Annotated in this window: 23 protein-coding genes and 1 tRNA gene; 11 read left to right on the top strand and 13 right to left on the bottom strand. The window is 59.3% G+C overall.

Going from position 1 to position 23,995, the window contains the following annotated elements; genetic code table 11:
- Window positions 1-29 precede the first annotated feature (29 nt).
- Window positions 30-119 (bottom strand) — tRNA-Ser (locus ACFWW4_RS07570).
- A gap of 312 nt (window positions 120-431) precedes the next feature.
- On the opposite strand from ACFWW4_RS07570, the gene ACFWW4_RS07565 reads away from it, so the two are divergent.
- The 3 genes from ACFWW4_RS07565 to ACFWW4_RS07555 are packed head-to-tail and all read left to right on the top strand — an operon-like array spanning window position 432 to window position 4,625.
- Window positions 432-2,510 carry a tetratricopeptide repeat protein gene (locus ACFWW4_RS07565; protein ID WP_411890277.1) on the top strand — a complete coding sequence of 693 codons (2,079 nt, stop codon included), beginning with the start codon at window positions 432-434 and terminating at the stop codon, window positions 2,508-2,510.
- Between the two features lie 43 nt (window positions 2,511-2,553).
- Window positions 2,554-3,789, top strand: coding sequence for a putative DNA modification/repair radical SAM protein (locus ACFWW4_RS07560; protein WP_411890276.1), 1,236 nt, complete (start codon window positions 2,554-2,556; stop codon window positions 3,787-3,789).
- Window positions 3,789-4,625, top strand: a complete 837-nt coding sequence (locus ACFWW4_RS07555) for a TIGR03915 family putative DNA repair protein (RefSeq protein WP_411890275.1) — start codon at window positions 3,789-3,791, stop codon at window positions 4,623-4,625. Before ACFWW4_RS07560 ends, ACFWW4_RS07555 begins: the two co-directional genes overlap by 1 nt.
- Window positions 4,626-4,642: 17 nt before the next feature.
- Here the strand turns inward: ACFWW4_RS07555 and ychF are convergent, their stop codons facing one another.
- Complete coding sequence (gene ychF / locus ACFWW4_RS07550) at window positions 4,643-5,740, bottom strand: redox-regulated ATPase YchF (RefSeq protein WP_393928192.1); 1,098 nt, start codon at window positions 5,738-5,740, stop codon at window positions 4,643-4,645.
- 126 nt (window positions 5,741-5,866) lie between these two features.
- Here ychF and trpA point away from each other — a divergent pair, with 126 nt between their 5' ends.
- Together trpA and ACFWW4_RS07540 are read left to right on the top strand one after the other, a co-directional pair.
- Complete coding sequence (trpA, locus tag ACFWW4_RS07545) at window positions 5,867-6,658, top strand: tryptophan synthase subunit alpha (protein WP_411890274.1); 792 nt, start codon at window positions 5,867-5,869, stop codon at window positions 6,656-6,658.
- Window positions 6,659-6,716: 58 nt separating this feature from the next.
- On the top strand, window positions 6,717-8,726 hold the full coding sequence (locus tag ACFWW4_RS07540) for a prolyl oligopeptidase family serine peptidase (RefSeq protein ID WP_411890273.1): 2,010 nt from the start codon (window positions 6,717-6,719) through the stop codon (window positions 8,724-8,726).
- Window positions 8,727-8,737: 11 nt separating this feature from the next.
- Here the strand turns inward: ACFWW4_RS07540 and ACFWW4_RS07535 are convergent, their stop codons facing one another.
- A complete protein-coding gene (locus ACFWW4_RS07535) occupies window positions 8,738-9,532 on the bottom strand; it encodes a GGDEF domain-containing protein (RefSeq protein WP_411890272.1) in 795 nt (264 codons plus the stop codon).
- A gap of 150 nt (window positions 9,533-9,682) precedes the next feature.
- Here ACFWW4_RS07535 and ACFWW4_RS07530 point away from each other — a divergent pair, with 150 nt between their 5' ends.
- A complete protein-coding gene (locus ACFWW4_RS07530) occupies window positions 9,683-10,846 on the top strand; it encodes an L-lactate dehydrogenase (RefSeq protein WP_411890271.1) in 1,164 nt (387 codons plus the stop codon).
- On the opposite strand, the gene ACFWW4_RS07525 is transcribed toward ACFWW4_RS07530, so the two are convergent.
- Window positions 10,843-10,986: a hypothetical protein gene (locus ACFWW4_RS07525; protein ID WP_393928197.1), complete on the bottom strand. Its 144-nt coding sequence runs from the start codon at window positions 10,984-10,986 to the stop codon at window positions 10,843-10,845. The two genes, ACFWW4_RS07530 and ACFWW4_RS07525, sit on opposite strands and share 4 nt — an antisense overlap.
- Before the next feature lie 95 nt (window positions 10,987-11,081).
- On the opposite strand from ACFWW4_RS07525, the gene ACFWW4_RS07520 reads away from it, so the two are divergent.
- Both ACFWW4_RS07520 and ACFWW4_RS07515 read left to right on the top strand, forming a co-directional pair.
- Complete coding sequence (locus ACFWW4_RS07520) at window positions 11,082-11,774, top strand: helix-turn-helix transcriptional regulator (protein ID WP_393928198.1); 693 nt, start codon at window positions 11,082-11,084, stop codon at window positions 11,772-11,774.
- A 142-nt stretch (window positions 11,775-11,916) separates the two neighbouring features.
- Window positions 11,917-12,171 carry a hypothetical protein gene (locus tag ACFWW4_RS07515; protein WP_411890270.1) on the top strand — a complete coding sequence of 85 codons (255 nt, stop codon included), beginning with the start codon at window positions 11,917-11,919 and terminating at the stop codon, window positions 12,169-12,171.
- A gap of 57 nt (window positions 12,172-12,228) precedes the next feature.
- On the opposite strand, the gene ACFWW4_RS07510 is transcribed toward ACFWW4_RS07515, so the two are convergent.
- Window positions 12,229-13,389, bottom strand: coding sequence for an MFS transporter (locus ACFWW4_RS07510; protein ID WP_411890269.1), 1,161 nt, complete (start codon window positions 13,387-13,389; stop codon window positions 12,229-12,231).
- A gap of 142 nt (window positions 13,390-13,531) precedes the next feature.
- Here ACFWW4_RS07510 and ACFWW4_RS07505 point away from each other — a divergent pair, with 142 nt between their 5' ends.
- Entirely contained in the window at window positions 13,532-14,311 is a 780-nt protein-coding gene (locus tag ACFWW4_RS07505; RefSeq protein WP_411890268.1) for a universal stress protein, read from the top strand.
- Window positions 14,312-14,318: 7 nt separating this feature from the next.
- Here the strand turns inward: ACFWW4_RS07505 and ACFWW4_RS07500 are convergent, their stop codons facing one another.
- Window positions 14,319-15,575, bottom strand: a complete 1,257-nt coding sequence (locus ACFWW4_RS07500) for an NADH:flavin oxidoreductase/NADH oxidase family protein (protein WP_411890267.1) — start codon at window positions 15,573-15,575, stop codon at window positions 14,319-14,321.
- A gap of 232 nt (window positions 15,576-15,807) precedes the next feature.
- On the opposite strand from ACFWW4_RS07500, the gene ACFWW4_RS07495 reads away from it, so the two are divergent.
- Both ACFWW4_RS07495 and ACFWW4_RS07490 read left to right on the top strand, forming a co-directional pair.
- Entirely contained in the window at window positions 15,808-16,464 is a 657-nt protein-coding gene (locus ACFWW4_RS07495) for a 50S ribosomal protein L25/general stress protein Ctc (protein ID WP_411890266.1), read from the top strand.
- Window positions 16,465-16,817: 353 nt separating this feature from the next.
- A complete protein-coding gene (locus ACFWW4_RS07490; RefSeq protein ID WP_411890265.1) occupies window positions 16,818-17,750 on the top strand; it encodes a jacalin-like lectin in 933 nt (310 codons plus the stop codon).
- A 178-nt stretch (window positions 17,751-17,928) separates the two neighbouring features.
- Here the strand turns inward: ACFWW4_RS07490 and ACFWW4_RS07485 are convergent, their stop codons facing one another.
- The 7 genes from ACFWW4_RS07485 to ACFWW4_RS07455 all read right to left on the bottom strand — a co-directional run bounded on the left by ACFWW4_RS07485 (window position 17,929) and on the right by ACFWW4_RS07455 (window position 23,975).
- A complete protein-coding gene (locus ACFWW4_RS07485; protein WP_411890264.1) occupies window positions 17,929-18,669 on the bottom strand; it encodes a leishmanolysin-related zinc metalloendopeptidase in 741 nt (246 codons plus the stop codon).
- Between the two features lie 126 nt (window positions 18,670-18,795).
- On the bottom strand, window positions 18,796-19,254 hold the full coding sequence (locus tag ACFWW4_RS07480; protein WP_411890263.1) for an OsmC family protein: 459 nt from the start codon (window positions 19,252-19,254) through the stop codon (window positions 18,796-18,798).
- Between the two features lie 212 nt (window positions 19,255-19,466).
- On the bottom strand, window positions 19,467-20,414 hold the full coding sequence (locus ACFWW4_RS07475) for a 2-hydroxyacid dehydrogenase (RefSeq protein WP_411890262.1): 948 nt from the start codon (window positions 20,412-20,414) through the stop codon (window positions 19,467-19,469).
- On the bottom strand, window positions 20,411-20,749 hold the full coding sequence (locus tag ACFWW4_RS07470; RefSeq protein ID WP_411890261.1) for a tRNA-binding protein: 339 nt from the start codon (window positions 20,747-20,749) through the stop codon (window positions 20,411-20,413). Before ACFWW4_RS07470 ends, ACFWW4_RS07475 begins: the two co-directional genes overlap by 4 nt.
- On the bottom strand, window positions 20,742-21,557 hold the full coding sequence (proC, locus tag ACFWW4_RS07465) for a pyrroline-5-carboxylate reductase (RefSeq protein ID WP_411890260.1): 816 nt from the start codon (window positions 21,555-21,557) through the stop codon (window positions 20,742-20,744). The genes ACFWW4_RS07470 and proC overlap by 8 nt, the downstream gene beginning before the upstream one ends.
- Window positions 21,558-21,630: 73 nt before the next feature.
- The gene (locus tag ACFWW4_RS07460; protein ID WP_393928210.1) at window positions 21,631-22,134 is read right to left on the bottom strand and encodes a YbjN domain-containing protein; all 504 of its coding nucleotides are present in this window, start codon (window positions 22,132-22,134) and stop codon (window positions 21,631-21,633) included.
- A 224-nt stretch (window positions 22,135-22,358) separates the two neighbouring features.
- The gene (locus tag ACFWW4_RS07455; protein ID WP_411890259.1) at window positions 22,359-23,975 is read right to left on the bottom strand and encodes a hypothetical protein; all 1,617 of its coding nucleotides are present in this window, start codon (window positions 23,973-23,975) and stop codon (window positions 22,359-22,361) included.
- Window positions 23,976-23,995: the final 20 nt, after the last annotated feature.

Raw genomic sequence — 23,995 nt, 5'->3', positions numbered from 1 at the left:
ATAAATATCAAAATATTAAAAGGTGTGTCTGGCGGAGACGAAGGGATTCGAACCCTCGAGACGGTTTCCCGCCTACTCCCTTAGCAGGGGAGCGCCTTCGACCACTCGGCCACGTCTCCGCTGACCCGTTTATCCATGCCGCCTGACCGGGGCAAGGGGCGAAATAACCAGGGACCGTTATTTCTGGGCCCGGTGGAACGGTGCGGATCATGCAAAACATCTGCACTTGGACTGCGATCCACTTCCCTTGACCAGATGGGAGCGGTTCGAACCAACCGGGTCGACGGTCTACAGCGTATCTGCCAGCACAACCCACATTTTTGCTTTCTCGATGCGGACAGCCGACACCAATCAATCTGTGATTGTGACTAGTCTGACGATCAGGTTTGTGTTCCTTTGAACAACAAACAATCGACCAGATAAGGGGTGGCATGTTCGAAAGGGCCCTTCATGGCGGTAATATCGCAGCGGCCTTTGCAGTGGCTGCGACAACCGCAGATCTGACTATCGCGGCTGGTACAGCGACCACGATAACCGCCGCATTGTCGGGCGTCGCGATCTACAAATCCGCGGACAAGCCGGTTAAGGCGCTGGCCCAACAGATGGCAAGGCTGATGGAAACCGCGTTGGCCAGCGCCCAGATAGCCGACCAGCGGAAACGGATCGTGGTGCAGATGCTGGGCCAGTATCAGCCCAATGAGACCGCGTTTGTCCGACACGACTTGAATGCGGCGGCCATCGCTGACAGCCTGTGCCATCAGATCACAACAACAGCCAAAGACCCCGCACACAAAACTGACATCGCACTGCGGGATTTTACCACCGTCATCATCGCAACGCTGACACCTGTCCTCGAGGACCCAGCGGTCATTCAGTGGATTCAGCCCGCCATCTTCAAGGCTTTGCTCGAGCGCACGCAAAAATCGGGCCAGGCCGACCGGTTGCGTGACGAAGGGATCACGGAGAAAGCCATCATCCGGTTAGCCCAGCGCTACTCCGAAGGGATCACGGATGTGGGCGAGGCCTGGCTGGAATTGCAGAATGCAATGGATGTGGCGGTGCGCGTTCAGCAGGAAGGGCGGGTCACCTCCAACCAGGGCGATTTCGTTGATGCAGTGCTGAGGCGGGTGGCGGATCTGGCGGCACAAGGTGCCTATGTCGACGCTGGCGACGCTATTGACGTGGCACTGGCCGAGGAAGAAGCCGCCCACACTGCCCGCAAGATCCGGCTACTGGATCGTGGGGTTGAGATCGCGCGGCTGGACAACAATCCAAGGAAAGCCGCATCACTGCGTTTCGCCAAACTGCAGATACAAGTCCCACCAAACGCGTCTTTTGATCACCTGCGCGGCCTGCAGAACAAATGGTACCGGCGCGGAAGGGATAGGGGACTGCGGTTTGATCTGGAGGTTGCGATGCACCTTGCAGAGCGCAGTGTCGCGCTATCCCAGAGCAAGAAACAGCAAGGTATGGCTCTCAATGATTTGGGTAATGCGTTGTGTCTCCTGGGGGAGCGCCAGACCGGCACAGAAAGGCTTGAACAGGCCGTCGCCGCTTATACGTCCGCACTCAACAAAAGAGATCGGTCCCAAAGCCCGACAGACTGGGCCATGACCCAGAACAATTTGGGAAATGCGCAGGCCATACTTGGCGCACGCGAAAGCGGCACGGACCATCTGGAGCAGGCTGTGACCGCCTTTGGCGCAGCTCTGCAAGTCAAAACTCCAGACAGTCCGCCACAGTATCGGGCCACGATACAAAACAACCTCGGCAACACATTGGCAATCTTGGGTGAGCGCAAAGGCGGCACGGCGGAGCTTGAACAGGCCGTAGCTGCTTATACTGCCGCCTTGCAGGTCAGGACCCGGGACATAGCACCAATGGACTGGGCCATGACGCAGAACAATCTGGGGAATGCGCTCTGCACACTGGGAGAGCGTGAAGACGGCACCGAACAGCTGGAGCAGGCCATTGCTGCCTCTAATGCCGCGCTTCAGGAGCGGACTCAGGACAAGGTTCCCTTGGATTGGGCCACGACACAGGACAATCTGGGCAAATCGCTGACATCCCTTGCAATACGGGAAGGCCGGACCGACAGGCTACACCAAGCGGTCACCGCGTTTACCGCAGCCCTGTCGGTAAGAAAACAAGACCAGCTTCCGCTGAACTGGGCTACCTCGCAGAACAACCTCGGTCATGCGCTGACAGCGCTTGGTATACAAGAAGGTGATGAAGACAGGCTTGAACAGGCTGTCGCCGCACTCAACGCAGCTACCGAACATTGCACCCTCGAGAGTAGCGCGCTCGAATGGGCGAAGATACAGTGTAATCTGGCCAAGGTCGCTATCGCTTTTTTCGACCTGACCGGCGGTGTGTCGCGGCTTGATCAGGGCCAGGCATATCTTGAATTGGCGCGACAGGTTTATGCGAACGCAGGCGCAGCGTCCTATGTGGCCGTAACCGACCGCCTTTTGATCGACATCACCAACCGCCGCGACGCTTTGTCCTGACGCCGGGCTTGCCCATGAGCGAATGAGAACATATCATGAACAAATGACCCAACTCGCCCTCTCCGAAAAGCTTGCCATTCTGTCCGATGCCGCCCGTTATGACGCCTCGTGCGCGTCCAGCGGGACGACCCGACGCGATAGCCGTGATGGCAAGGGGCTAGGGTCGACAGAAGGATCGGGCATCTGCCATTCCTACGCGCCGGATGGGCGCTGCATCAGCCTGCTCAAGATCCTGATGACGAATTTCTGCATCTATGATTGCGCCTATTGCTTGAACCGGGTGTCGTCCAACGTGCGCCGGGCGCGGTTCACCGTGGATGAGGTCGTGCAGCTAACCATCGAGTTTTACCGGCGCAATTATATCGAGGGGTTGTTTCTGTCCTCCGGCATCATCCGGTCACCGGACGCAACGATGTCCGACATGGTGCGGATCGCCAAGCGGCTGCGTCAGGATGAGGGGTTTCGGGGCTATATCCACCTCAAATCCATTCCGGATGCCGCCCCCGAACTGATCGAGGAAGCCGGGCTTTATGCCGACCGCTTGTCGATCAATGTCGAGCTGCCGACCGATCGGGGGGTCAGGGCCTATGCGCCCGAAAAAAACCCGACCACCATTCGCAAGGCGATGGGCGATGTCAAAACGCGGTCCGCCGTGGCAGGCGAGCGCAGCTATACCGGCAAGCGCCCCAAACGCTTTGCCCCGGCAGGTCAGTCGACCCAGATGATCGTGGGGGCGGATGGATCAACCGATGCCACCATCCTGGGGCAGTCCACCCGGCTTTATGGCAACTACGGGCTGCGCCGGGTCTACTACTCCGCGTTTTCACCGATCCCGGATTCCTCGGCCGCCTTGCCGCTGATCAAACCGCCGCTGATCCGGGAACACCGGCTCTATCAGGCCGATTGGCTGCTGCGGTTCTACGGGTTCGATGTGGGTGAAATCACGGCGGCGCGGACCGATGGGAACCTCGATCTCGACATTGACCCGAAACTCGCCTGGGCTCTGCAGAACCGGGCGCTGTTCCCCGTCGATGTCAACCGCGCCAGCAAGGAGATGCTGTTGCGTGTCCCCGGCTTTGGCACGCGGACGGTAGGCCGGATCCTGCAGACACGGCGGCACCGGGCATTACGCTACGACGATCTGTTGCGGATGGGCGCATCACTAAAGAAGGCAAAGGCGTTCATCACTACCCGCGGCTGGACACCTGGCAACCTGACTGACAGCAGCAATTTGCGCGCCCGTTTTGCACCACCCCCTGAACAGTTGAGCCTGTTTTGATGTACACTGTTCCACTGCCTATCATCGGAACCGATATGGCATGGCGTGATGCGGCCAAGCGATTGATCGGCGCCGGTGTGCGCCCGGCTGACATTCTTTGGGATTATGGGACCGGGATGGGCGAGCTTTTCGCCACCGCAACGCCCCTGCCCCCACCCAGCCGCAAGGTCAAGGCCCCCAAAAGCTTTGTGCAGATGGCGGACGTGGTGGTCTGGCACAAGGACCCGCAACGCTTTGCCCGGTTATACGGCCTGTTATGGCGACTGCGGCATCAGCCCGGCGTCATGCAGGACCGGGCCGACCCGGAACTGGCTAAACTGCGGCAAATGGAAAAGGCGGTGCGCCGCTGCCAGCACAAGATGAAAGCCTTTGTGCGGTTTCGTGACTTGCGCCAGGGCGGTGACAGGCGCAGCTTTGCCGCCTGGTTTGAACCCACGCATCACACGGTCGAACCCACTGCGCCATTCTTTGCCCGCCGCTTTGCCGATATGGACTGGATGATCGCCACCCCAGATGTCACCGCGCAATTTGTCGATGGCAACCTGTCCTTTCACCCCGGCCAGCCGAAACCCGACCTGCCCGAAGACGCGGCAGAGGCGCTGTGGGGCACCTATTTCTGCAACATCTTCAACCCGGCACGGGTCAAGATACAGGCGATGACATCAGAAATGCCCAAGAAATACTGGAAAAACTTGCCAGAGGCGCAGCATATCCACGACCTGATCGCCGGGGCCGAGGCCAAGGTGCGAAAGATGCAAGAGGCCGGGCCGACAATACCGCCCGAGCGGGTTCAGAAGATCAAGGATCAACTCAGAAAGCGACAGAACGACCAGTAAGTGCGTTTGAACTTATCTTAGGTATTGAAAAGGAAATGCATCACATCGCCATCCTTGACGATGTAACCCTTACCTTCGGCCCGCATCTTGCCTGCTTCCTTGGCTGGCTGCTCACCCCCCAAGGTCACAAAATCATCATAGCTGATCGTTTCTGCCCGGATGAAACCCCGTTCAAAATCGCCATGGATGACACCTGCGGCCTGCGGGGCGGACGTGCCTTGCTTGATGGTCCAGGCGCGCGCCTCTTTCGGGCCGACGGTGAAATAGGTCTGCAGATGCAGCAATTCGTACCCCGCGCGGATCAACCGATCCAGACCGGCCTCTTCCAACCCCATTTCGGTCAGGAACATCTCGGCCTCTTCGGCGTCAAGCTGGCTGATTTCCTCTTCAATCCGGGCGCTGATCACGACATGGGAATTGCCTTGGGCAGCAGCCATCTCGGCCACCTTGGCCGACTGGCTATTGCCTGACCCAGCGCTGTCTTCCTCGACATTGCAGACGTAAAGAACCGGCTTAGTCGTCAGCAGCTGCAACATCTTCCAGGCCTTGGCGTCTTCGGCATCCACCGCAACAGTGCGGGCCGGTTTACCCTCTTCCAGCGCGGCCTGGGCCATCTTCAAAAGGCGTTCCTGCTGCACCGCCTCCTTGTCGCCGCCGCGCACCTTGCGCACGATATTCTGCATCCGCTTTTCGATACTTTCCAGATCAGCCAGCATCAGTTCCGTCTCGATCACTTCGGCATCGGCGACCGGATCAACCCGGCCATCCACATGGGTTATGTCATCATCTTCAAAGCAGCGCAGCACATGGGCAATGGCATCGCATTCACGGATATTGGCCAGAAACTGGTTGCCCAGCCCCTCACCCTTTGATGCGCCTTTGACCAGCCCGGCGATATCGACAAATGTCATCCGGGTCGGAATGATCTGTTTGGATTTGGCAATCGCCGCCAGCTTGTCCAGCCGGGCATCGGGCACGGCCACATCGCCCACATTGGGTTCGATGGTGCAAAACGGGAAATTCGCGGCCTGCGCAGCAGCCGTTTTCGTCAGCGCGTTGAACAGGGTCGATTTGCCCACATTCGGCAATCCGACGATACCCATTTTGAAACCCATTTGCGTTCTCCTGATCTGTTCGCGCGCTTCTAGGGGGTTGCAGCGCCCGGTGCAATAACCCCCTACCCCATTGCCTTTCGCCGGGGTTTCGCGCAAACCCTGTTGCGGACCAAGCCGGGGACAAGAATGAGCAGAATAGACGCGAAATTTGCGCAGTTGCGCAGCGAAGGGAAAAAGGCCTTTGTCGCCTATGTCATGGCGGGTGACCGCGACTATGAAACCGGGCTCGAGGTGGTCAAGGGCCTGCCCGGCGCGGGCGTCGATATCATCGAACTCGGCATGCCCTTCACCGACCCGATGGCCGATGGCACCACCATTCAGCTTGCCGGTCAGCGGGCGCTGGCAGGCGGACAGACCCTTGAAAAAACGCTCGAATACGCCCGCGCTGTGCGGCAGACCGATGATGAAACACCCATCGTGATGATGGGCTATTACAACCCGATCTATTCGCGCGGCGTTGATGCGTTTCTGGCCGATGCGGTTGCGGCCGGGATCGACGGGCTGATCATCGTTGATCTGCCGCCCGAAGAAGATGACGAACTCTGCATTCCGGCCCAGAAGGCAGGCATCAATTTCATCCGGCTGGCGACCCCCACCACGGATGACAAACGCCTGCCCAAAGTGCTCGAAAACACATCCGGCTTTGTCTACTACGTCTCCGTCACCGGCATCACCGGCACGGCAGAGGCGCAGACCGCCGATGTCGCCCCCGAAGTCGCCCGGATCAAGGCGCAGACCGATCTGCCCGTAATCGTGGGCTTCGGCATCAAAACGCCCGAGGCCGCACAGGCCATTGCGGAGATTGCGGATGGCGCCGTTGTCGGCTCTGCTATCGTTGCGAAAATCGGCGCGGGCGACAGCGTGGATGATGTGTTGGCATTCGTGAAATCGCTCGCCGACGGCACCCACAGGGCCTGATCCGCGCGGCTGTCAGTTTGGGCTGGAACATCGCCAAACGGCGTGCCAGCCTTGCCGCATGACAGATATATTCCCAGAGCTTGAAGCCGACGCTGACGCCATCGCGCGTTTCACGAAAACCCAGGTCGCCCGAACCGAGGCGGCATTCTGCGACGCGCAATTTGATGCGGATGTGGCGCGGGTCACCGACATTATCGAGGACCCGGATAATCTGGGCGGCCTGATCCGGCGCGGCACCTGGATCTACAACTTCCACCGCAGCGCCACCCACCAACGCGGGTTGTGGCGACGGTTGCCCGAAACCACAAAGCCCGCGCCAGATGCCGACTGGCAGCCGGTTTTTGATCTGGATGCATTCTGTGCGGACACGGGCGAGGATTGGCATTGGGGCGGCGCCGAAACGCTGTATTCCAATCCCGACCGGGTGTTGATTATCCTTTCCTTCGAGGGGTCCGACCGCGACAGACTGCTGGAATGGGATTGCAACGCAGCAGCCCCAGTCCCCGATGGCTTTGACATCGCACCGGCCCGCTGTGGTGCCGCTTGGCTGGATGCCGACACGATCCTTCTGGCCACCGCAGACCTGCCCGGCGCCGCAACGCGGTCCGGCTGGCAGGGTCGAGTCATCAGGTTGCAACGGGGCATGGCCCTGGCCGACGCGCCAGTGGTGTTCGAAGTCGACCACGACGATCTGCTGGCCACCGCCTATACATTTCCAATGCAAGGTGGCGGGCGCGGCATCGCCTTTGGCCGTATTCGCAACATCGGCGATATGGTGACCACCCTTCATCTGAATGATCAGGACTACGTACTGGATGCCCCCGCGCATACCATGTGCAGCCACAACGACACGCATTTCGCCTATGTCGCGGCTGATGAGGGGTCCGATCCAGCGGGCACGCTGGTCCTCGCCCGGATTGACGGCAGCGACAAGCGCATCCTGTTTGAACCCTCAGCGCGGCGGGCCGTTGATGCCGATACCATTCTGTTCACGCGCGATCATTTGTTCTGGGTGGAACAGGACAAGCTGGAACCAACATTGATGCGGCTGGACCTGACAGATCCGTCTGCCACGGCGACACCGCTGCCCCTGCCGGTGGAGGCGCAATCCATCTGGATCATGCCATTCGATGCAGAGCCGACGGGGGCGGGCCCACTGCAAATCCTGCCATCGGGGTTTCTGTCGGTGTCACAGGTCTGGACCTTCGCGCCTGATGACGCGGTGCCGGACTACACATTGCTCACATCCGGGACCGAGACGTTTGACAGCACCGGGATGGAAGTACGGCTGCATATGGCAACATCGGACGATGGCACCGAGATCCCCTATCACATTGTGCTGCCCAAGGATCATGCCGAAAAACAGGGCAAACTGCCCGTTCTGCAATATGGTTATGGCGGTTTTGGCGTCGCACTCTCGCCCGGCTATCAGCGGGTCAATGGCCCGCTTTGGCTAGAACGGGGTGGGGCCTTTGTGCAGGCCTACATTCGGGGCGGGGCCGAGTTTGGCAAAGGCTGGCATCTCGCCGCCAAGGGCAAGAACCGCACCCGCGCATTTCAGGATTTCGCCGCCGTGGCGACCGATCTGGTCACGCGCGGCTACACCACACCCGACCGCATCGCCTGCCATGGCGGCAGCAATGGCGGCCTGCTTTGTGGGGTGATGCTGACCCGCTATCCTGACCGTTTCGGGGCGATTTGGGCCAGCGTCGGCGTGCTGGACATGCTGCGGTTTCATCTGTTTCCGGCAGGGGCTGGCTGGATCGACGAATATGGCGACCCCGATGATCCGGACGCACGCCAGTGGCTGCTTGACTACTCGCCGCTACACAACGTGGCCAAACACAGCGAACAGCCCTATCCGCCTGCCCTGATCGACACCAACGAAAGCGATGACAGGGTGGATCCTTCCCATTCACGCCGCTTTGCCGCAGCCTTGCAGGCCGCCGGGCAACCGGGTTGGTTTCACAGCCGCTCTGGCGGGCATGGCGGCGGCGGTCAAAGCAAGGGGATCGCGCGGGAAGAGGCGCTTGGCTTTGCCTTTCTGCGGCACAGCCTGCCCGATTGAACCCGTCGTGTTTAGGAGGCGCGGGCCACCGGCCCGGCTGTGGGCAAGGCCGCCATATGCCAGCGGTTCTTGCCCGCCTGTTTTGCCTTGTACATTGCCCTGTCGGCTTCGCGCAGCAGATCGGACGGGTCGGTTGACGGCGGCAGGAACGCGACCCCCACCGACGCGGTCACGCGCAGCGGGACGCCGGGCAATTCACGAAGCGACACCTTGTCACCCACGGTTTCGCAGATCGCCTCGGCCAAGACCTCGGCCTCCTGGCGCAGGGTTTTGGGATTTACCGCATCCATCACAACGGCAAATTCATCGCCACCCAGCCTGACGCAAAGACCCCGATCATCGGTCAAAAGGTTGATCCGCGCCGCGATCACCTGCAGCAGCCCATCACCAACACGATGGCCGTGTTTGTCATTTATCGCCTTGAATCCATCAAGATCGACCAGGATCAAGGCCGCTTTCGGGGACGGTTCGCGTTTCAGTTTGGCATCCATGTGCTGCGTGAATTTCCGGCGATTGCCCAGACCGGTCAGCACATCATGCAGCGCCAAATGGGTGGCATGGGCCTCTGCTTCCTCTTTTTCCGTGATCACCGTGCGCAGGCGCCGGTTTGCACGGTACATCAGCAACGGTAAGACCACCGGCAAGATAAAGGCGAGCGAGAAATACTCATCCAGTTGCCAGTCTTCATGCGCCCGTGTGTATTGATAAACGGCCTCGAACAGTTCGATTTCTGCCGCGATAAAAAAGGTCGTCACGGCCAGACCGACAACAACCCAGACAACCCAGTCTTTGTAAAACGGTTTCATGATGCTCACCCACAGCAACTTTGCCGACAATATCAAGGCAAAGAACAAGAAATCGTTAACGAATGTTCGATAACGGCCCTTGCGGCCCAAAACCGGTTGAACTTTTCCGCCAAATCGGTAAGGTTTAATTACCAATTTCGGGAAAATACCATGCCTGTGATCACCACAATCGACGACCTCAGGCGCATGCACAAGCGCCGCGCGCCCAAGATGTTCTATGACTACGCCGAAAGCGGCAGCTGGACTGAACAGACCTTTCGCGAAAATACCTCGGATTTCGACCTGATTCGCCTGCGCCAGCGAGTGGCGGTGGACATGTCGAACCGGACAACCACATCGCAGATGATCGGGCAGGACGTGGCGATGCCCGTCGCCCTCGCCCCTGTCGGCCTGACCGGCATGCAATGCGCCGATGGTGAAATCAAGGCTGCTAAGGCAGCCGAAAAATTCGGCGTGCCCTTCACTCTGTCCACCATGTCCATCTGCTCGATCGAGGATGTGGCCGAACACACCAGCACCCCATTCTGGTTCCAGCTTTACGTCATGCAGGACGAGGAATTCGTCGATAACATCATCGCCCGCGCCAAGAATGCTGGCTGTTCCGCACTGGTGCTGACCCTTGATCTGCAAATTCTGGGTCAGCGGCACAAGGACCTCAAAAACGGGCTGACAGCCCCGCCGAAACTGACCATCCCCACCATGATCAATCTGGCGACCAAATGGCGCTGGGGGCTGGGGATGCTGCAGACCAAACGCCGGTCTTTCGGCAATATCGTCGGCCACGCCAAGGGCGTTGGCGACACCAGCAGCCTGTCATCCTGGACCGCTGAACAGTTCGATCTGCAACTGGACTGGGCCAAAATCGCCAAGCTCAAGGAAAAATGGGGCGGCAAGCTGATCCTCAAGGGCATTCTGGATGTCGAGGACGCAAAGAAGGCAGTTGAAATCGGTGCCGACGCCATCATCGTCAGCAACCATGGCGGTCGGCAGCTCGACGGTGCCTTGTCCGCCATCCGCATGCTCCCCTCTATCGTGGCCGCGGTGGGCGACAAAATCGAGGTGCATATGGATAGCGGCATCAGGTCCGGACAGGACGTGCTGAAGGCTTTGGCGCTCGGGGCGAAAGGCACCTATATCGGGCGCGCTTTCATCTACGGTCTCGGCGCCATGGGCGAAGAAGGCGTGACCAAAGCACTGGAGGTGATCCATAAGGAACTGGATATCACGATGGCCCTGTGTGGTCGCCGGGACGTGCAGACATTGGACCGCGACGTGCTGCTGGTGCCGAAAAACTTTGAAGGGGAATGGGCCTAACCCCGCCGCAAGACCGCAATCAACCACGCGATCAGGCGGGCCTGCCGTGCCCTGTCTCGGGCCACTCGACGCTCGACCGCTTTGGCGTCCCACGGACCCAACTTGTAGTGCATCATCACCGCATGATCATAGTGGCTCATCTGACATCCTCGCTTTTGATCACATGACCACAAGGCTCCTGACAGGCTGATGTCAGCAGGGCCTGTGCTAGTGTCAGCAGCGAAAGGGTGCAGACATGCCAAAATCCAACCGGCTCTTCGAGATCATTCAGTTATTGCGGGCGGCCAATCACCCCATGCGGGCCGAGGATCTGGCCACAAAGCTGGAGGTTTCGACCCGCACGATCTATCGCGACATCGCGGCCCTTCAGGCGATGCAAACGCCGATCGAGGGGGCGGCGGGCATCGGTTATGTCATGCGGCGCGGATATGATCTGCCACCGCTGAACTTCGACACCGAAGAGATCGAGGCGCTGCGCGTGGGTCTGGCCATGTTGTCGCGCACCGGCGACGGCGCGCTGCAAAGTGCCGCCTACCGCATCCATGCAAAGATCGACGCCTTGCATGGGGCCGCGGACTGGCTGCAGGTCTCTCCTTGGGGTGCCGCACCTGACGATCCATCACAGGGCTGCGTTTCGGTCGCGCATCTGCGGCAGGCGATCCGCGACGCGCAAAAACTGCGGCTGACCTATTGCGATGGGCAGGGGAAAAGCACATGCCGCACCATCCGGCCTCTGGCGCTGGTCTATCACGTGGAATGCGTGATCATAGCGGGCTGGTGCGAATTGCGCGGCGGGTTCCGGCATTTCCGGGCGGACCGGATCTATGCCTGTGAAATGCTGGCCGATACCTTTGCCGATCAGGCCGAGGCCCTGCGCAAACTATGGGCCGAACATAACCGCTGGGACACGCGAGAGGAGGCCGGTTGATGCGGCTTTCCAGCGCTTTCTGACCGGCCCCAAAACGTCAATCCATTGACTCAACGTAAATTTGAACACAATGTGATCACTAATCCGGCCAATTTTCCGGGTCGGTTTTCCGAGTGTGAACAAATAACAAGGAGTTTCTCACATGCGCTATTCAACACATCTGATTGCAGCCGCTGTGCTGACGTTTTCGGCAGCAACGGCCAATGCGGGCGGCCTGTCCCCCGAAATCATGGAAACACCGCCGCCGATGGACGACCAGATGGCGCCCGCAGGGTCGTCGATCAATTCCACTTATGTTATTCTGGGCATTCTTGCCGCGCTGTTGATTGCAGCGGCTATCAACGCCAATGATGATGATGACGACGATCCGGCACCTGTTTTGACAGCCGCAGACTAACCCCTAAGACCATCAAAAACATATACCCAAGGGGCGGCCAACGCCGGCCCTTTTTCGTCAGGCGGCCACCTTGGCCCGACCAGTCGGAGCCAACCGCGCAACAGCCATCGCCAGCGGCACTGCGCTGATCAGCAACAGCGCCACGGCCGCAAATGCGACCCGCAACCCAAACGCCTCTGACATCAGCCCCATCAGCATCGGCGCGAAAAAGAACCCGGAAAAGCCGATCACGGCCACCCGGCTGATCGCCTCGGTCCGCAGATGGGGTGCGACCAGCTTGCCCACCAGCGCCAGCCCCATGGGGCCGATGACCGACACGCCCAAGCCCAAAATACCAAAACCCAGATAGGCGATCAGCGGGGTCGGTGCGACCGCAGCAATCACGGCACCCGATGCGGAAATCAGCGATGCGACGACCACAACCACCACTTCACGATAACGCTCGGCGATGGCCTGGCCGGAAAACCGGCCAACGGCCATGGTCAGGCCCAGCATGGCCGGGCCCAGTGCGCCCTCAGCAGCACCCCCGCCAAGGGTGCGCTCCACATGCAGCGCCGACCACGCCTCGACCGTCGCCTCTGACATGAAGGCCACCAGCACGATCGCACCGCACAGCACAATCGGCCACAGCGGATAGCGTCCGGCATAACCGTCCTCAGCGCCGACATAGGTGACATCCATCCGGATGAAGGGGACCATCAAAATACAAAGCACGCTGAACGCCGCAAAGACAGGGGTCGGGGGCAGCCCCATCTCGCGGGTGACACTGACAACAATTGCAGCAGCGGCATAAGCCACAGAAAACATTGCATGATTGGCGTTCATCAGAGGGCGGTCATGCTTGGCCTCCAACTCGCTCACACGGGCATTCATCACCACGTCCAACAGGCCAGAGGCCAGACCAACCAGCGCCATAGTCGCCGCAAAAAGCAGGGGCAGCGTCATCCACCCGGGCAACAGCCATGCCAGCGACAAAAACACAACGCCCACCTGCATGCCGCGCCCGCCAAGCACCCGGTCGGCGCGGGGGGCCAGCCACATTGCCGAGACAAGGCCCGTAGCAGACCCCAAAAGCAGCAGGCCGAACACCGCATCGTTCACACCAAGCTGCGCCTTGATGACCGGCACATGGGCCGCAAAACAGCCCCAGAATACGCCAACCACAACAAAGGCGGCGGCGGGGCGACGGGACACGGACAAGGCATTCAGAACAGACATGCGCCCATGCCTGCCCGCGATTTTTTCCCAAAGCAAGTTTCAAATAATGCACCGGATTTCCGCCCGGACATCCGGTCGCAGGTTCTTGTGCGGCGCCCGCCAATTCTTACATCGGGGGTGGGAATAACAGGGGATCACACATATGGAACATATCATCGTCGCCAGCGACCTGTCGGACCGCTCAGAACAGGCATTGCTGCGCGGTGTGAACCTCGCACGACGCCTGGGCGCAAAGCTCAGCGTGCATTACGTTGTCGACAGCGCGATGCCTCTGGCCATCGCCGAGGATGTGAAGTTTCAGGCACAAACCGCGCTCGAAACCGCGATGCAGGCTCATGCGAAAGACGGCGATCTGACCTACAACATCAGCGTGGACATTGGCGATGTCGTTGATGAAATTACGCAGGCCTTCCGGCAGATCAACCCCAGCCTTCTGGTGGTCGGCGTTCACCGTAGACGGCTGTTTCTGGACCAGATCAAGGAAACCACGATGGAGCGTCTGATCCGCGCCAGCCGCCAGCCCGTTCTGCTGGTCGCAGGCCCGGCCGATCAGGAATACACCAATGCGCTCGGGGCGATCGACCTGTCCCGCGCTTGCGAATCCGCCCTGCGGCACCTCCGCCGCATCGCCCCAGATGCGGCGCTGACACTGTTCCATGCGCATGAAGTGTCATTCCTCAAGGAATCGCAACGCGACTACGCGACCTGGAAAGCCGTCGCATCACTGCCCGAAAACATCCCCGATCCGATCTTTGTCGAAGCGTCCCCGGCGGATGCCGTCCATGATCTGATGAAAACGGGCAAATACGATCTATTGGCCCTTGGCGCGCATACCCGCTCCAACCTCAGCCGTCTGATGCTGGGCGGTCTGACCGCAGGGCTGATCCGCAACCCGCCCTGCGATCTGCTCGTCGCGCGATAGCCGGCGTTCAGGCCCGGCGCTTGCTGAACGCGGCCTTGCCCAGCGCCCAAGCGTTTGCCAGCACCGTGCGCCATGCCGACATGCGCGGATCCGGGTCTTTGCCCTGCCCCATCCGCCTGATTTGGGTTTCGTAGTAAGTGATCGCGAGCATGAACATAATATCCAGCTTGCGAATGCCTGTACTGGGGCGGCCCACCTCTTGGGTATAGGCCGGATCGGCAGCGGCATGTCGTGGCAGCTCAGGATCAAGCGTCAGCGCCCGCGCGATACCCACAAAATCAGTGGCACCTGACGCCAGCGCGGCCTCCATCGCCGCAACAGACCGAAAGCCTCCGGTCACGGCAAGGGGCACATCGGTCCGTTTTCGCGCCTCGGCCGCGAAATCGAGGAAATAGGCCTCCCTCTCACCGCTCGATTGCCTTGCCCCGGTCATTGCAGGGCTTTCGTAATTGCCGCCGGAAATCTCGATCAGGTCAATGCCCTCATCCGATAGGGCGGTGATCAGATCATAGGCTTCTTCGCCTTCAAACCCGCCTTTCTGGAAATCCGCACTATTCATCTTAATAGACACAGGAAAATCCGGGCCGACCGCCTGCCTGACGGCGCGATAAACCTCCATCACGAAACGACGGCGGTTTTCGGGGCTCCCGCCCCAATCATCGGTACGGCGGTTGTGATGCGGCGACAGGAACTGGCTGACCAGATAGCCATGTGCGCCGTGTATCTGGACACCATCAAAACCGGCACGCTGCGCAAGGGCCGCCGTTGTGGCATAGCGCTGGATCAAGGCTTCGATCTCCTCAGGCTCCAGCGCACGCGGCGTGGCAAACGACGCTTCCAGCCCCGCACCCAGCGCAACAGCACTCGGGGCGACCGGGGCCGGGGTCAGGAATTTCGGGCTTTGCTTGCCGGGATGGTTGATCTGCATCCAGAACCGGGTGTCAGAGTTGGCGCGATGAACCGCATCGGCCCAGGCGGTAAAGCGATCCAGATGGGTGTCATCCTCCAACACGACATTGCCCGGCTCACCCAGTGCGGTGCGATCAATCATCACGTTGCCGGTCACGATGATCCCCGTGCCACCCGTGGCCCAGCGCTCATAGACGCGGTAATGGGCGTCCGTGGGCAGAAACACCCCCTGCACCGCCATCACCTCGCTCATCGCTGACTTCAGAATGCGGTTCGGCGCCGCGATCCGGCCCTGCGGATCAAACGGGCTGAACAATATCGGGGCGTGCTCCGGGGTTTGTCCGTGGGTGGTCATTATCTGCCTGATCATTATTGGAAGGGTGTTGCGCGATCAGCGTCACCCATCCTTGCGCGATCTTCAATCAGCAACGTTGCGTCGGTTCAAACTGTCTGCAAAAGCAGGGCTGGCCAGGTTTCAGCAAATTCGCCAAAAACCTCTTTCCAAACGCCCGAATCCCGCCTATAGCGCAGGCTTCATCGGGCTCGGACACCCTTGGAGGCGGGCCCCTACATCAAAGGACTATACTATGGCTGGAAAGATCCCAGATCTGAACGCCACGGTACGCGCGGGGACAGGCAAGGGGGCCGCCCGCCAAGCTCGCCGCGATGGCGACGTACCTGGCATTGTTTATGGCGGTGGGGCAGACCCACAGGCGATTAGCATCCCATTCAACTACCTGCTAACCATGCTGCGCAAAGGGCGCTTCATGTCGACGCTGTTCAACCTGAAAATCGACGGTCAGGAAGACGTGCGGGTGATCTGCCGGAACGTGCAGCGTGACGTGGTCAAAGACCTGCCAACCCATATCGACCTGCTGCGTCTGAAGCGCACAAGCCGTGTGAAAATCTTCATCCCGGTCGAGTTTGCAAACGCAGAAACCTGCCCTGGCGTGAAAAAAGGCGGCGTTCTGACCGTTGTGCGGAACGAAGTCGAAATGGACGTGCTGGCCGGTGACATCCCTGATCACATCACCGTCGATCTGGCCGATGCCGAGATGGGCGACGTGATCCACATCAGCGAAGTCACACTGCCTGAAGGTGCAAAGCCGGTCATCGACCGCGATTTCGTCATCGCCAACATCTCCGCGCCACGCGCCTTGGTTGCCGAAGATGATGACGACACCGAAGAGGTCGCAGCGGACGAAGTACCGACAACAACCGAAGAAGAAGCCGAAGCAGAATAAGCTGCCCGGCAGCGATGAATTGAAGGGCACCCAATGCGGGTGCCCTTTTTTTGTCGCGTGCGGTGTCCTTGGTGTTCGAAAAGCATCAAACTTTGACCCCTAACGTTCGATGTGCGACCGCGTCGAAAAACACCTTCACAGGAAAGCCGAACTTCACCGAATTTGCAAAATACCCCTGCGAAGCTGAGAAAACAGACAATAAACCTTGGCACTGACGCACGTTAACTGCGAGTGCAGAAACATTTTTCCACCTGAGCGAGAATAAACTCCGGCGTTGCCGCGTAACTCCATCACAAGGCAAAGATTATGAGGCCTTGGTTAAGTTCAACGCATAGCTAAATGGAGATAAGATAATGTCTATTGTAACCAAACCAATCGGTGGAGACGGCGGAAAATCTTTTGAGATTGAGGCCGTTCGGACCATCGGATTCCGCTCAGGCAACCGGGTGGATGCGCTTGTCCTGAATGGGTCGCGCAAAGGCGGCGGCGGTGGCCGTGAGAGCCAGGTCCTGGAACTTCAGGGCGACGAGTATATCGAGCATATGGAAATCTGGGCCAATAAACACAGGAACAGGTCCCGGCGCATCCATAAAATTTTCCTGCGCACAAGCCGCGGTCGCACCCTGTCTGTGGGCAAGGCGTCCGGCACCAAGACAACCCTGTCCGGCGTGCGCGTTCTTGGTCTTGGCGGTAAGAGCGGCGCAGAACTCGACAAACTTCGGGTGCGCTACATCGAAAACTACACGCCGTCGGACATTATCGAACAAGGCGCTTTAGCCGTGATCGGCGTGATCCCGCAAGGGCAGACGACGGAAACATTCGTCTCCAGCCGGGTGTCGAAACTATCAGCGTCGAGCCTCTTTCTCGAGATTGTCTCGACCGTTGAGACCTCAACCGAGACCGGCGGTGCAGTTGGTGAATTTACCGCCAAAGCCAGTTCAACGTTTGGGCTGTCGGTCACCACGTCAAGTGAGTTCCGCGAAGAGATCGAGACCGAAACCTTTGAAAGCGAAAAGATTACTTACGCACCGCCAGCAGGCCATGTCGGGCTTGAGGTCATTCAGATCGACGTCTTCAAGGCGAGTGATGGCACAATCTGGCAGTTCCCCGTGTCGGAGCCGTCGATTGTCTCCACACCGGTAGCCAGCAGCCCGGCGCTGTTTGCCAATGTCTACGACATGACTGGAACACTGAGCCTGAATTTCCCGGCTCTGGCCCAGGACCGTGTTGAAAAGAACGGTCAGGACTATTACGCGCTCAAGGCTTTGACTGCAGCAGCGGCCTGATCGCATCCAACCGTGCTGAGGGGCGCAGATTTCCCCTCAGCCCCTGACCGAACCACGGCTTCCGCAGAAAGGCTCCTCCTCAAAGGATCCTGCTGCGGAAGCCTCACAATGTTTCAGCGCGCCGATGATCTGCTGTTCGGTGACGGGAAGGTCACCAGCTTAGTTTGGGACAACCCTACTAACACGCAATCACAATCGGCTCCGGCCGGTCGACACGGCACAGATCGCAGGTGCGTACCGCCTCAGTCACACCCATCAATGCCAGTTGGCGGAAACTGGGCAATTCAAACGGATCGGCGGCGGAATAATCCACCTCGTAACCGATATCCTCGAACGACCCGATCGACATCCGGCTCAGCGGGCGGTCGGCACCGGACAGAAACCCGGTCAGCAACTCATCCCCAAAGATCAGTTCGCGCCAATGGGCCTCGCGCGTGCCACCGCCGCCGGTATTCGCCACGGGCACAACAGATCCGCCACCGGGATCAAGTGCTATATATTCGCGTGACGCCGCAGGCCCGACAAATCGCGGATCGGCCGTTCCAGCCCCGGCGATCAGGCGCTTGGCCGACCACAGCGTGCCGAACCCCAGCACATGGGCCATCTCATGCAGGATCACATCAGCAAAACTGCCCTCGGCCTCCAGCCGAGCGATATCGGCCTCATCAAACTGCATCACCCCGGTGACCGGCAGGCCGGTATCGCTGCGCAAGGCGGTTGGACCCGCCTGCCCCAGAACGCCCTGTTCGCCGTCAATCGGTTCGATACTCGCGTCGATCTGAAGACCGCGCAGGGTCTCTCCATCCACATCAATCGGATCGAAGGAACTGTCGATTACCCGATCCCACATCGCAGCCGAACGCTCAAAAACGTCGCGGCGGGCGGCTGACATGTCTCCTGAAAAAACAAGTGTGATCATCGACGATACCTCCTTGTGATGGGTCTGGGGCCAAGACAACCGCAAGATGCCGGAATTGACCAGCCCGGACAGCGATGGGCGGCAAAAACGCGCAGGCGGCGAGCCCCGGCAATGGGCGCAACCTCGCTACGTCAATCGGATCTCAACCTCGGTCTTGACCGATTGCGCAATGTAACATTTTTCATGGGCCGTCTCATGCAGCGCCTTCAATTCCCGGTCGTCGGGCCCGGGACCGGCCCACCGGGTCGTAGGAAACAGGGTGACCTTCGCCATCCACAATCCGCCATCTGCCGCCCGTGACATTTGGCCCACTGCAGGATCATGATAAGCTTCTGCCTCATGCCCCGCTTGCCGGGCCAGATCAAGAAACCACAGCATATGGCAGGACGAAATCGCAGCCACAAATGCCTCTTCTGGATCAATGGCACCCGGGTCCGAATAGGGCACTGGCACCACCTGTGGTGAGGCAGAGGCGCGGCAAACAGCCCCGCCCCCCAATTGCCACTGGTGGTTGCGGCTGTATCTGCCATCCGCGAACGGACCGCTCTCGCGGACCCAGATCACGCTTGCCTGATATTCGTGCATCCTTGCCGTTCCTTGCCACCATCAAGAGGGCCGACCACCCCAGAAAGCCAAAACCAACGATCACTGACAAAATGCGCGCACCATCCCCCAATGGCCGACGCTTGGCCTGCGCCACGCCAACATGGCATTTCGCAGCAAAACCAAGCTATTACGGCATATCAATGGAATTCAGTTCAGGCCAGCAGCGCGGCACAAGAGACGCAAAAGCGGCGTCAGACCGCCTGTGGCAACGGGCGCCCTTCATCCCAGGCAATGATGTTATCCAGCGCCATTTGCCCCATTGCCTCGCGCACCTCCAGCGCCGCGGTACCCAGATGCGGCAGCAGAACGACATTTTCCAAGGCACGCAACGCCTCCGGCACCAGCGGTTCCTTTTCGTACACGTCAAGGCCTGCCCCGGCGATCTGTCCGGTCTGCAACGCGGCAATCAGGGCGGCCTCATCCACCACATCGCCACGGGCGATATTCACGAAAATACCGGTCGGTTTCATCGCGGCCAGCGCTGCGGCATTGATCAGATGGGTATTGTCACCACCACCCGGCACCGTGACCACGATGATATCCGCCTGCGCCATCAGGTCAGCCAGTTGATCCAACTGACGCGCGGGCAGATTCACATCCTTGCGCGAGCGGTTATAGAAAATCACCGGCATATCAAAGCCATAGTGGCAGCGGCGCGCCACCGCCTGCCCGATCCGGCCCATCCCGACAATGCCGACCGTCTTGCCAGTCACATGGGTGCCCAGCATCTGGATCGGCGTCCAGCCCTCCCATTGCCCGGCCCGGACAATCCGCTCTCCTTCGCCTGCACGGCGACAGGTGGACAGGATCAGCGTCAGACCAATATCCGCCGTCGCATCGGTGACCACATCCGGGGTATTGGACACCTGCACGCCTGCTGCCTTGGCCGCAGCCGCGTCAATGTGGTTATACCCCACCCCGAAATTCGCCAGCACACCGCAGCGCAGATCACCGGCAAAGGTATCGGCGACAAACTGATCCCCCAACGTCGGTAGAATCGCGTCATAGTTGCGCAGCGCCTCTGCCGCTTCGGCAGGTGTCAGCCCCATATCGGCCTCGCGCAAGGTGACGTCAAACCGGGCGCGGGCGGCAGCAATATTGGCATCGGGCAAGGCCCGGGTGATCAGCAGCTTTTTCAATGCAAACGCCCTCCATTCGGCACATTCTGGTCCGGGCCGACAAGTACGACCTCACCCGCTTCATCCGGCATCCCCAGCACCAGCACCTCTGACATGAACTTGCCAATCTGGCGCGGCGGGAAATTGACCACCGCCAGAACCTGCTTACCCACAAGCGTATCAGGCGCATAGTGGGCCGTGATCTGGGCCGAAGTTTTCTTCTCCCCCAGCTCACCCCCGAAATCGATCCACAGCTTGATGGCAGGCTTGCGCGCCTCCGGATAGGGTTCTGCCCGGGTCACGGTACCGACCCGCACATCAACCTTCAAAAAGTCATCAAACGAAATCTCAGCCACGGGCCAACTCCTCTGACCGGCGGGTCGCGGCGGCGACCGTTTTGTCCATCAATGGTTTCAGCCCGTTGGCCTCATCCATCAGCACCTCCAGCCCGGCCTGCGTGGTGCCATTGGGCGAAGTCACATTGACACGCAATTGCGCAGGGTCCTCATCCGCCGCCATGGCAAGCGCTCCTGCCCCGGCAACGGTCGCCTTGGCCAGTTGCATCGCCAGATCGGGGGCCAGCCCTTCCGCTTCGCCTGCGGCGGCCATCGCCTCGATCATATGGAACACATAGGCCGGGCCGGACCCGGATAAACCGGTGACCGCGTCCATCTGTGCCTCGTTCTCCAATCGCACCGTCTGCCCTACTGCCTGCAACAATGCCTCGGCCAGCGCCATATGCGTCTCCGTCGCCCGCGCATTACCAATCAACGCCGTGATCCCCTGCCCCACCGCAGCGGGGGTATTGGGCATTGCGCGGATAATCGGGGTGTCAGCCCCCAGCACCTCTGCGAATTTGGTAATCGGCGTGCCAGCGGCCACAGACACGAACAAGGTATCGCCATTGCCAAGGCCCTGCATGGCGGGCAAGGCATCACCCATCATCTGCGGCTTGACCGCGATCAGGACAATGGCAGGGTCGGCAGGCAAATCAGTGTTCAGATGCAACCCCCGCGCCTGCACCCAATCCGACGGATGCGGGTCGATCACCCAGACAGACGCGGGCGGCAGACCACGGTCCAACCAGCCAGCCAGCATGGCCGACCCCATCTTGCCACAGCCCAGCAAGACAAGACCGCGCCACTTCAGATCACCATCAATCATGGAAACTCCCCCATTTGTTGCCCGGAGGTTAGGCAAACGTAAGATGGGTTTAAACCCATCCTACGTGAAAAAATCAGGCGCGGCCGTAAGCCCCGCCAATGGCAACCTGCACGGCCTCTTCAGGGGTACGGTCGGCCCAGGTGACCAGTTGAATGGCCGGGTAATACTGCTCGCACGCGGACACAGCCGCATTGATCATCGTATCGACCTGATCGGGTCCGGCCATCTGGTCGCCGGTCAACACCAGACCATAGCGGTAGACCATCAGTTTCTGCTCACCCCACCATGTGAACGATCCGGCCCAGCAGCGGTCATTGATGGTGTTGAGCGTCTCGAAAAGGGCCGGCATCCGCTCTGCGGGTGGCTCCATCTCGTAGGTGCAGATCAGACGCAGCGTCTCATCATAAGCCGACCAGGCCAATGTGATCGAATAGGTGCGCCACTGGCCTTCGACAGCCATGGCAATCTGGTCGTCATGGATACGATCAAATTCCCATTCGTGGTGTTCGGCGATATGTTCCACCAGATCAATCGGGTGAAGGTCCTCTGCCTCAAGGTAGTGTTCAGATAATGCCATAATACGCGGCCTCACTGCTTTGGCGCTCGGGTCATGGCAGCGCCCCAAGCGCTAGGTGCCTGCTCTAGGGGCGGTGTTGTTCACGTTTATCCCCTACGAGATATGGTGGAGGCAATCACCCCCTCCTGTAAAGTAATTTCTTGGGGATAAGTGATCAGCGGACATTTTTTATTTGAAAGGCGATGCAACAGCACGCATCCAAATGACCATCATCTCCGGCAATATCAGAGCTTGCAGTACTCAATGACGCCATCACGACGGTACCGGATCATCGGCAGATCCGCAGACTCTTCGCCAAATATGCGCGCATATTCGCGCCGAAGCCTGTTCAAGCGGCGTAGTCGCTGGCGAACAGAATTATCATCTTCTGCCCACTGCACTGTCTTGACCTTTGGGGTCATTGCCACGGTTTTGACCACGGGTGACGCACGCAACAATGCCAAATCCATAGCCAGCCCTGATTTTCGATCAACGGTATGAAAGCTACTGAACAGCTGAATGAGACGGCGGCTGTTATAGGGCGACGAATAGAAATTATGCGACACTCCACAAAACCAATCTGACAATTCCGGGCCATTGACGGCTTCAACAAGCAGTAAATCAAGTGCTCTTCGACGGGCAGGCTCGGGCAACTCTGCATATAACGCATCGACGGATTGGTGGATTTGATCCCTGCCGTCGTCATCGGCCTCGGAAAAATTGAGAAGTCCGGCAACACGTTCTGCAATCCGACCTGACGTCCAATAGGCTTCGTCTGCCTCTGAAACGAAAAGACCGCGCAATATGGGCATTTGCTGCCCGCGAAGCACAACCGCATCCCGCATCACCCGACGAGCCGCGCCGTCGCGCACAAAGCGATGCGACGGCTCAAAGTTGGCACAGGCAACCTGAAACTGTTTTTCTTCGGCATCCGGGCTGCGCTTGCCGGAAAACTGGCGTGTTCTCAGGGCATTATGGGTCTCGTGGCCCAAATTGTTGATGGCGCAAAGTTGATTGGCAACACTGGCGTCACATAAATTGATCCACGTCAGGACATGCGTGAAGATCTGATCAAGCCTTCGCAGGCTTTCAGGGCGCGCAAAGGCCACAATCGAACGGCTGTCAAATCCGCCTGACAGCGGCAGGGAGATGATATGGTCGCGCACCAACCCGTCAATGATATTTGCGGATGCGTCGATCAACTCGTCGAAAGCCGCCGCATATGCGTCCCGCTCCAAATGGAACTCATCCTCGGCGCGCGGCCAGAACCGGTGTGTCTTGAAAGTATCCAAATCAAGATAATGATTTGGGTTCAGTCGATAGACGGCCTCGTCACGCGTGTGATGCAGCCCATATGCACGCGGCTTGGCCGATGGACTATCCTGGAACAGTTGTGGCGTTACGACCTCGCGGTCGATGCAAAGACCAAGCGTTGCACCAACACGCCGTGTTTCAGGGGCAAATACGGCACCAATCATGCCACAAGCATCGACATAAAGCCGGGTCTGCCGTTGGCAGTGTAAGACGACAGCAAACCGGCCCGAAACGCGGGTCAACTGATCTTCAAACTCGGCAATCGCGTCTGGTTCGTTTGCGTCAAATGCCGCGCAGAAATAATCGGCCGCAGATCGCCCATCATGCGACACACCAACACCAATGACACAACCGAACGGAACGCCGTTCACGTCTATAAGGGGCTGGGATTTCAGCGCCTCACCCGTTTGCAGAACGACAGCTCCGATCGGACATCCATGAAACCCTGGTAGTCCAAGATCGCGCTCCGATACGACATATTGATAGCGAAACGTGTCCGCAAAAGGCACGTTGTGCGTCTTTGCCAGTTGTTGTGCGAGCGTGTTCAATCAATGGTCCTAAATCTGGA

This window comes from Yoonia sp. SDW83-1 (genome assembly GCF_046762885.1).
Classification (GTDB): domain Bacteria; phylum Pseudomonadota; class Alphaproteobacteria; order Rhodobacterales; family Rhodobacteraceae; genus Yoonia.
The sequence above is the reverse complement of the archived record's forward strand: the minus strand, read 5'-3'. Positions and strand labels throughout refer to the sequence as shown.

Bases quoted from the DNA above. Each gene is read 5' to 3' on its own strand.
- ACFWW4_RS07565 (WP_411890277.1), top strand. From the start codon at position 432: ATGTTCGAAAGGGCCCTTCATGGCGGTAATATCGCAGCGGCCTTTGCA.
- ACFWW4_RS07560 (WP_411890276.1), top strand. From the start codon at position 2,554: ATGACCCAACTCGCCCTCTCCGAAAAGCTTGCCATTCTGTCCGATGCC.
- ACFWW4_RS07555 (WP_411890275.1), top strand. From the start codon at position 3,789: ATGTACACTGTTCCACTGCCTATCATCGGAACCGATATGGCATGGCGT.
- ychF (WP_393928192.1), bottom strand. From the start codon at position 5,740: ATGGGTTTCAAAATGGGTATCGTCGGATTGCCGAATGTGGGCAAATCG.
- trpA (WP_411890274.1), top strand. From the start codon at position 5,867: ATGAGCAGAATAGACGCGAAATTTGCGCAGTTGCGCAGCGAAGGGAAA.
- ACFWW4_RS07540 (WP_411890273.1), top strand. From the start codon at position 6,717: ATGACAGATATATTCCCAGAGCTTGAAGCCGACGCTGACGCCATCGCG.
- ACFWW4_RS07535 (WP_411890272.1), bottom strand. From the start codon at position 9,532: ATGAAACCGTTTTACAAAGACTGGGTTGTCTGGGTTGTTGTCGGTCTG.
- ACFWW4_RS07530 (WP_411890271.1), top strand. From the start codon at position 9,683: ATGCCTGTGATCACCACAATCGACGACCTCAGGCGCATGCACAAGCGC.
- ACFWW4_RS07525 (WP_393928197.1), bottom strand. From the start codon at position 10,986: ATGAGCCACTATGATCATGCGGTGATGATGCACTACAAGTTGGGTCCG.
- ACFWW4_RS07520 (WP_393928198.1), top strand. From the start codon at position 11,082: ATGCCAAAATCCAACCGGCTCTTCGAGATCATTCAGTTATTGCGGGCG.
- ACFWW4_RS07515 (WP_411890270.1), top strand. From the start codon at position 11,917: ATGCGCTATTCAACACATCTGATTGCAGCCGCTGTGCTGACGTTTTCG.
- ACFWW4_RS07510 (WP_411890269.1), bottom strand. From the start codon at position 13,389: ATGTCTGTTCTGAATGCCTTGTCCGTGTCCCGTCGCCCCGCCGCCGCC.
- ACFWW4_RS07505 (WP_411890268.1), top strand. From the start codon at position 13,532: ATGGAACATATCATCGTCGCCAGCGACCTGTCGGACCGCTCAGAACAG.
- ACFWW4_RS07500 (WP_411890267.1), bottom strand. From the start codon at position 15,575: ATGACCACCCACGGACAAACCCCGGAGCACGCCCCGATATTGTTCAGC.
- ACFWW4_RS07495 (WP_411890266.1), top strand. From the start codon at position 15,808: ATGGCTGGAAAGATCCCAGATCTGAACGCCACGGTACGCGCGGGGACA.
- ACFWW4_RS07490 (WP_411890265.1), top strand. From the start codon at position 16,818: ATGTCTATTGTAACCAAACCAATCGGTGGAGACGGCGGAAAATCTTTT.
- ACFWW4_RS07485 (WP_411890264.1), bottom strand. From the start codon at position 18,669: ATGATCACACTTGTTTTTTCAGGAGACATGTCAGCCGCCCGCCGCGAC.
- ACFWW4_RS07480 (WP_411890263.1), bottom strand. From the start codon at position 19,254: ATGCACGAATATCAGGCAAGCGTGATCTGGGTCCGCGAGAGCGGTCCG.
- proC (WP_411890260.1), bottom strand. From the start codon at position 21,557: ATGATTGATGGTGATCTGAAGTGGCGCGGTCTTGTCTTGCTGGGCTGT.
- ACFWW4_RS07460 (WP_393928210.1), bottom strand. From the start codon at position 22,134: ATGGCATTATCTGAACACTACCTTGAGGCAGAGGACCTTCACCCGATT.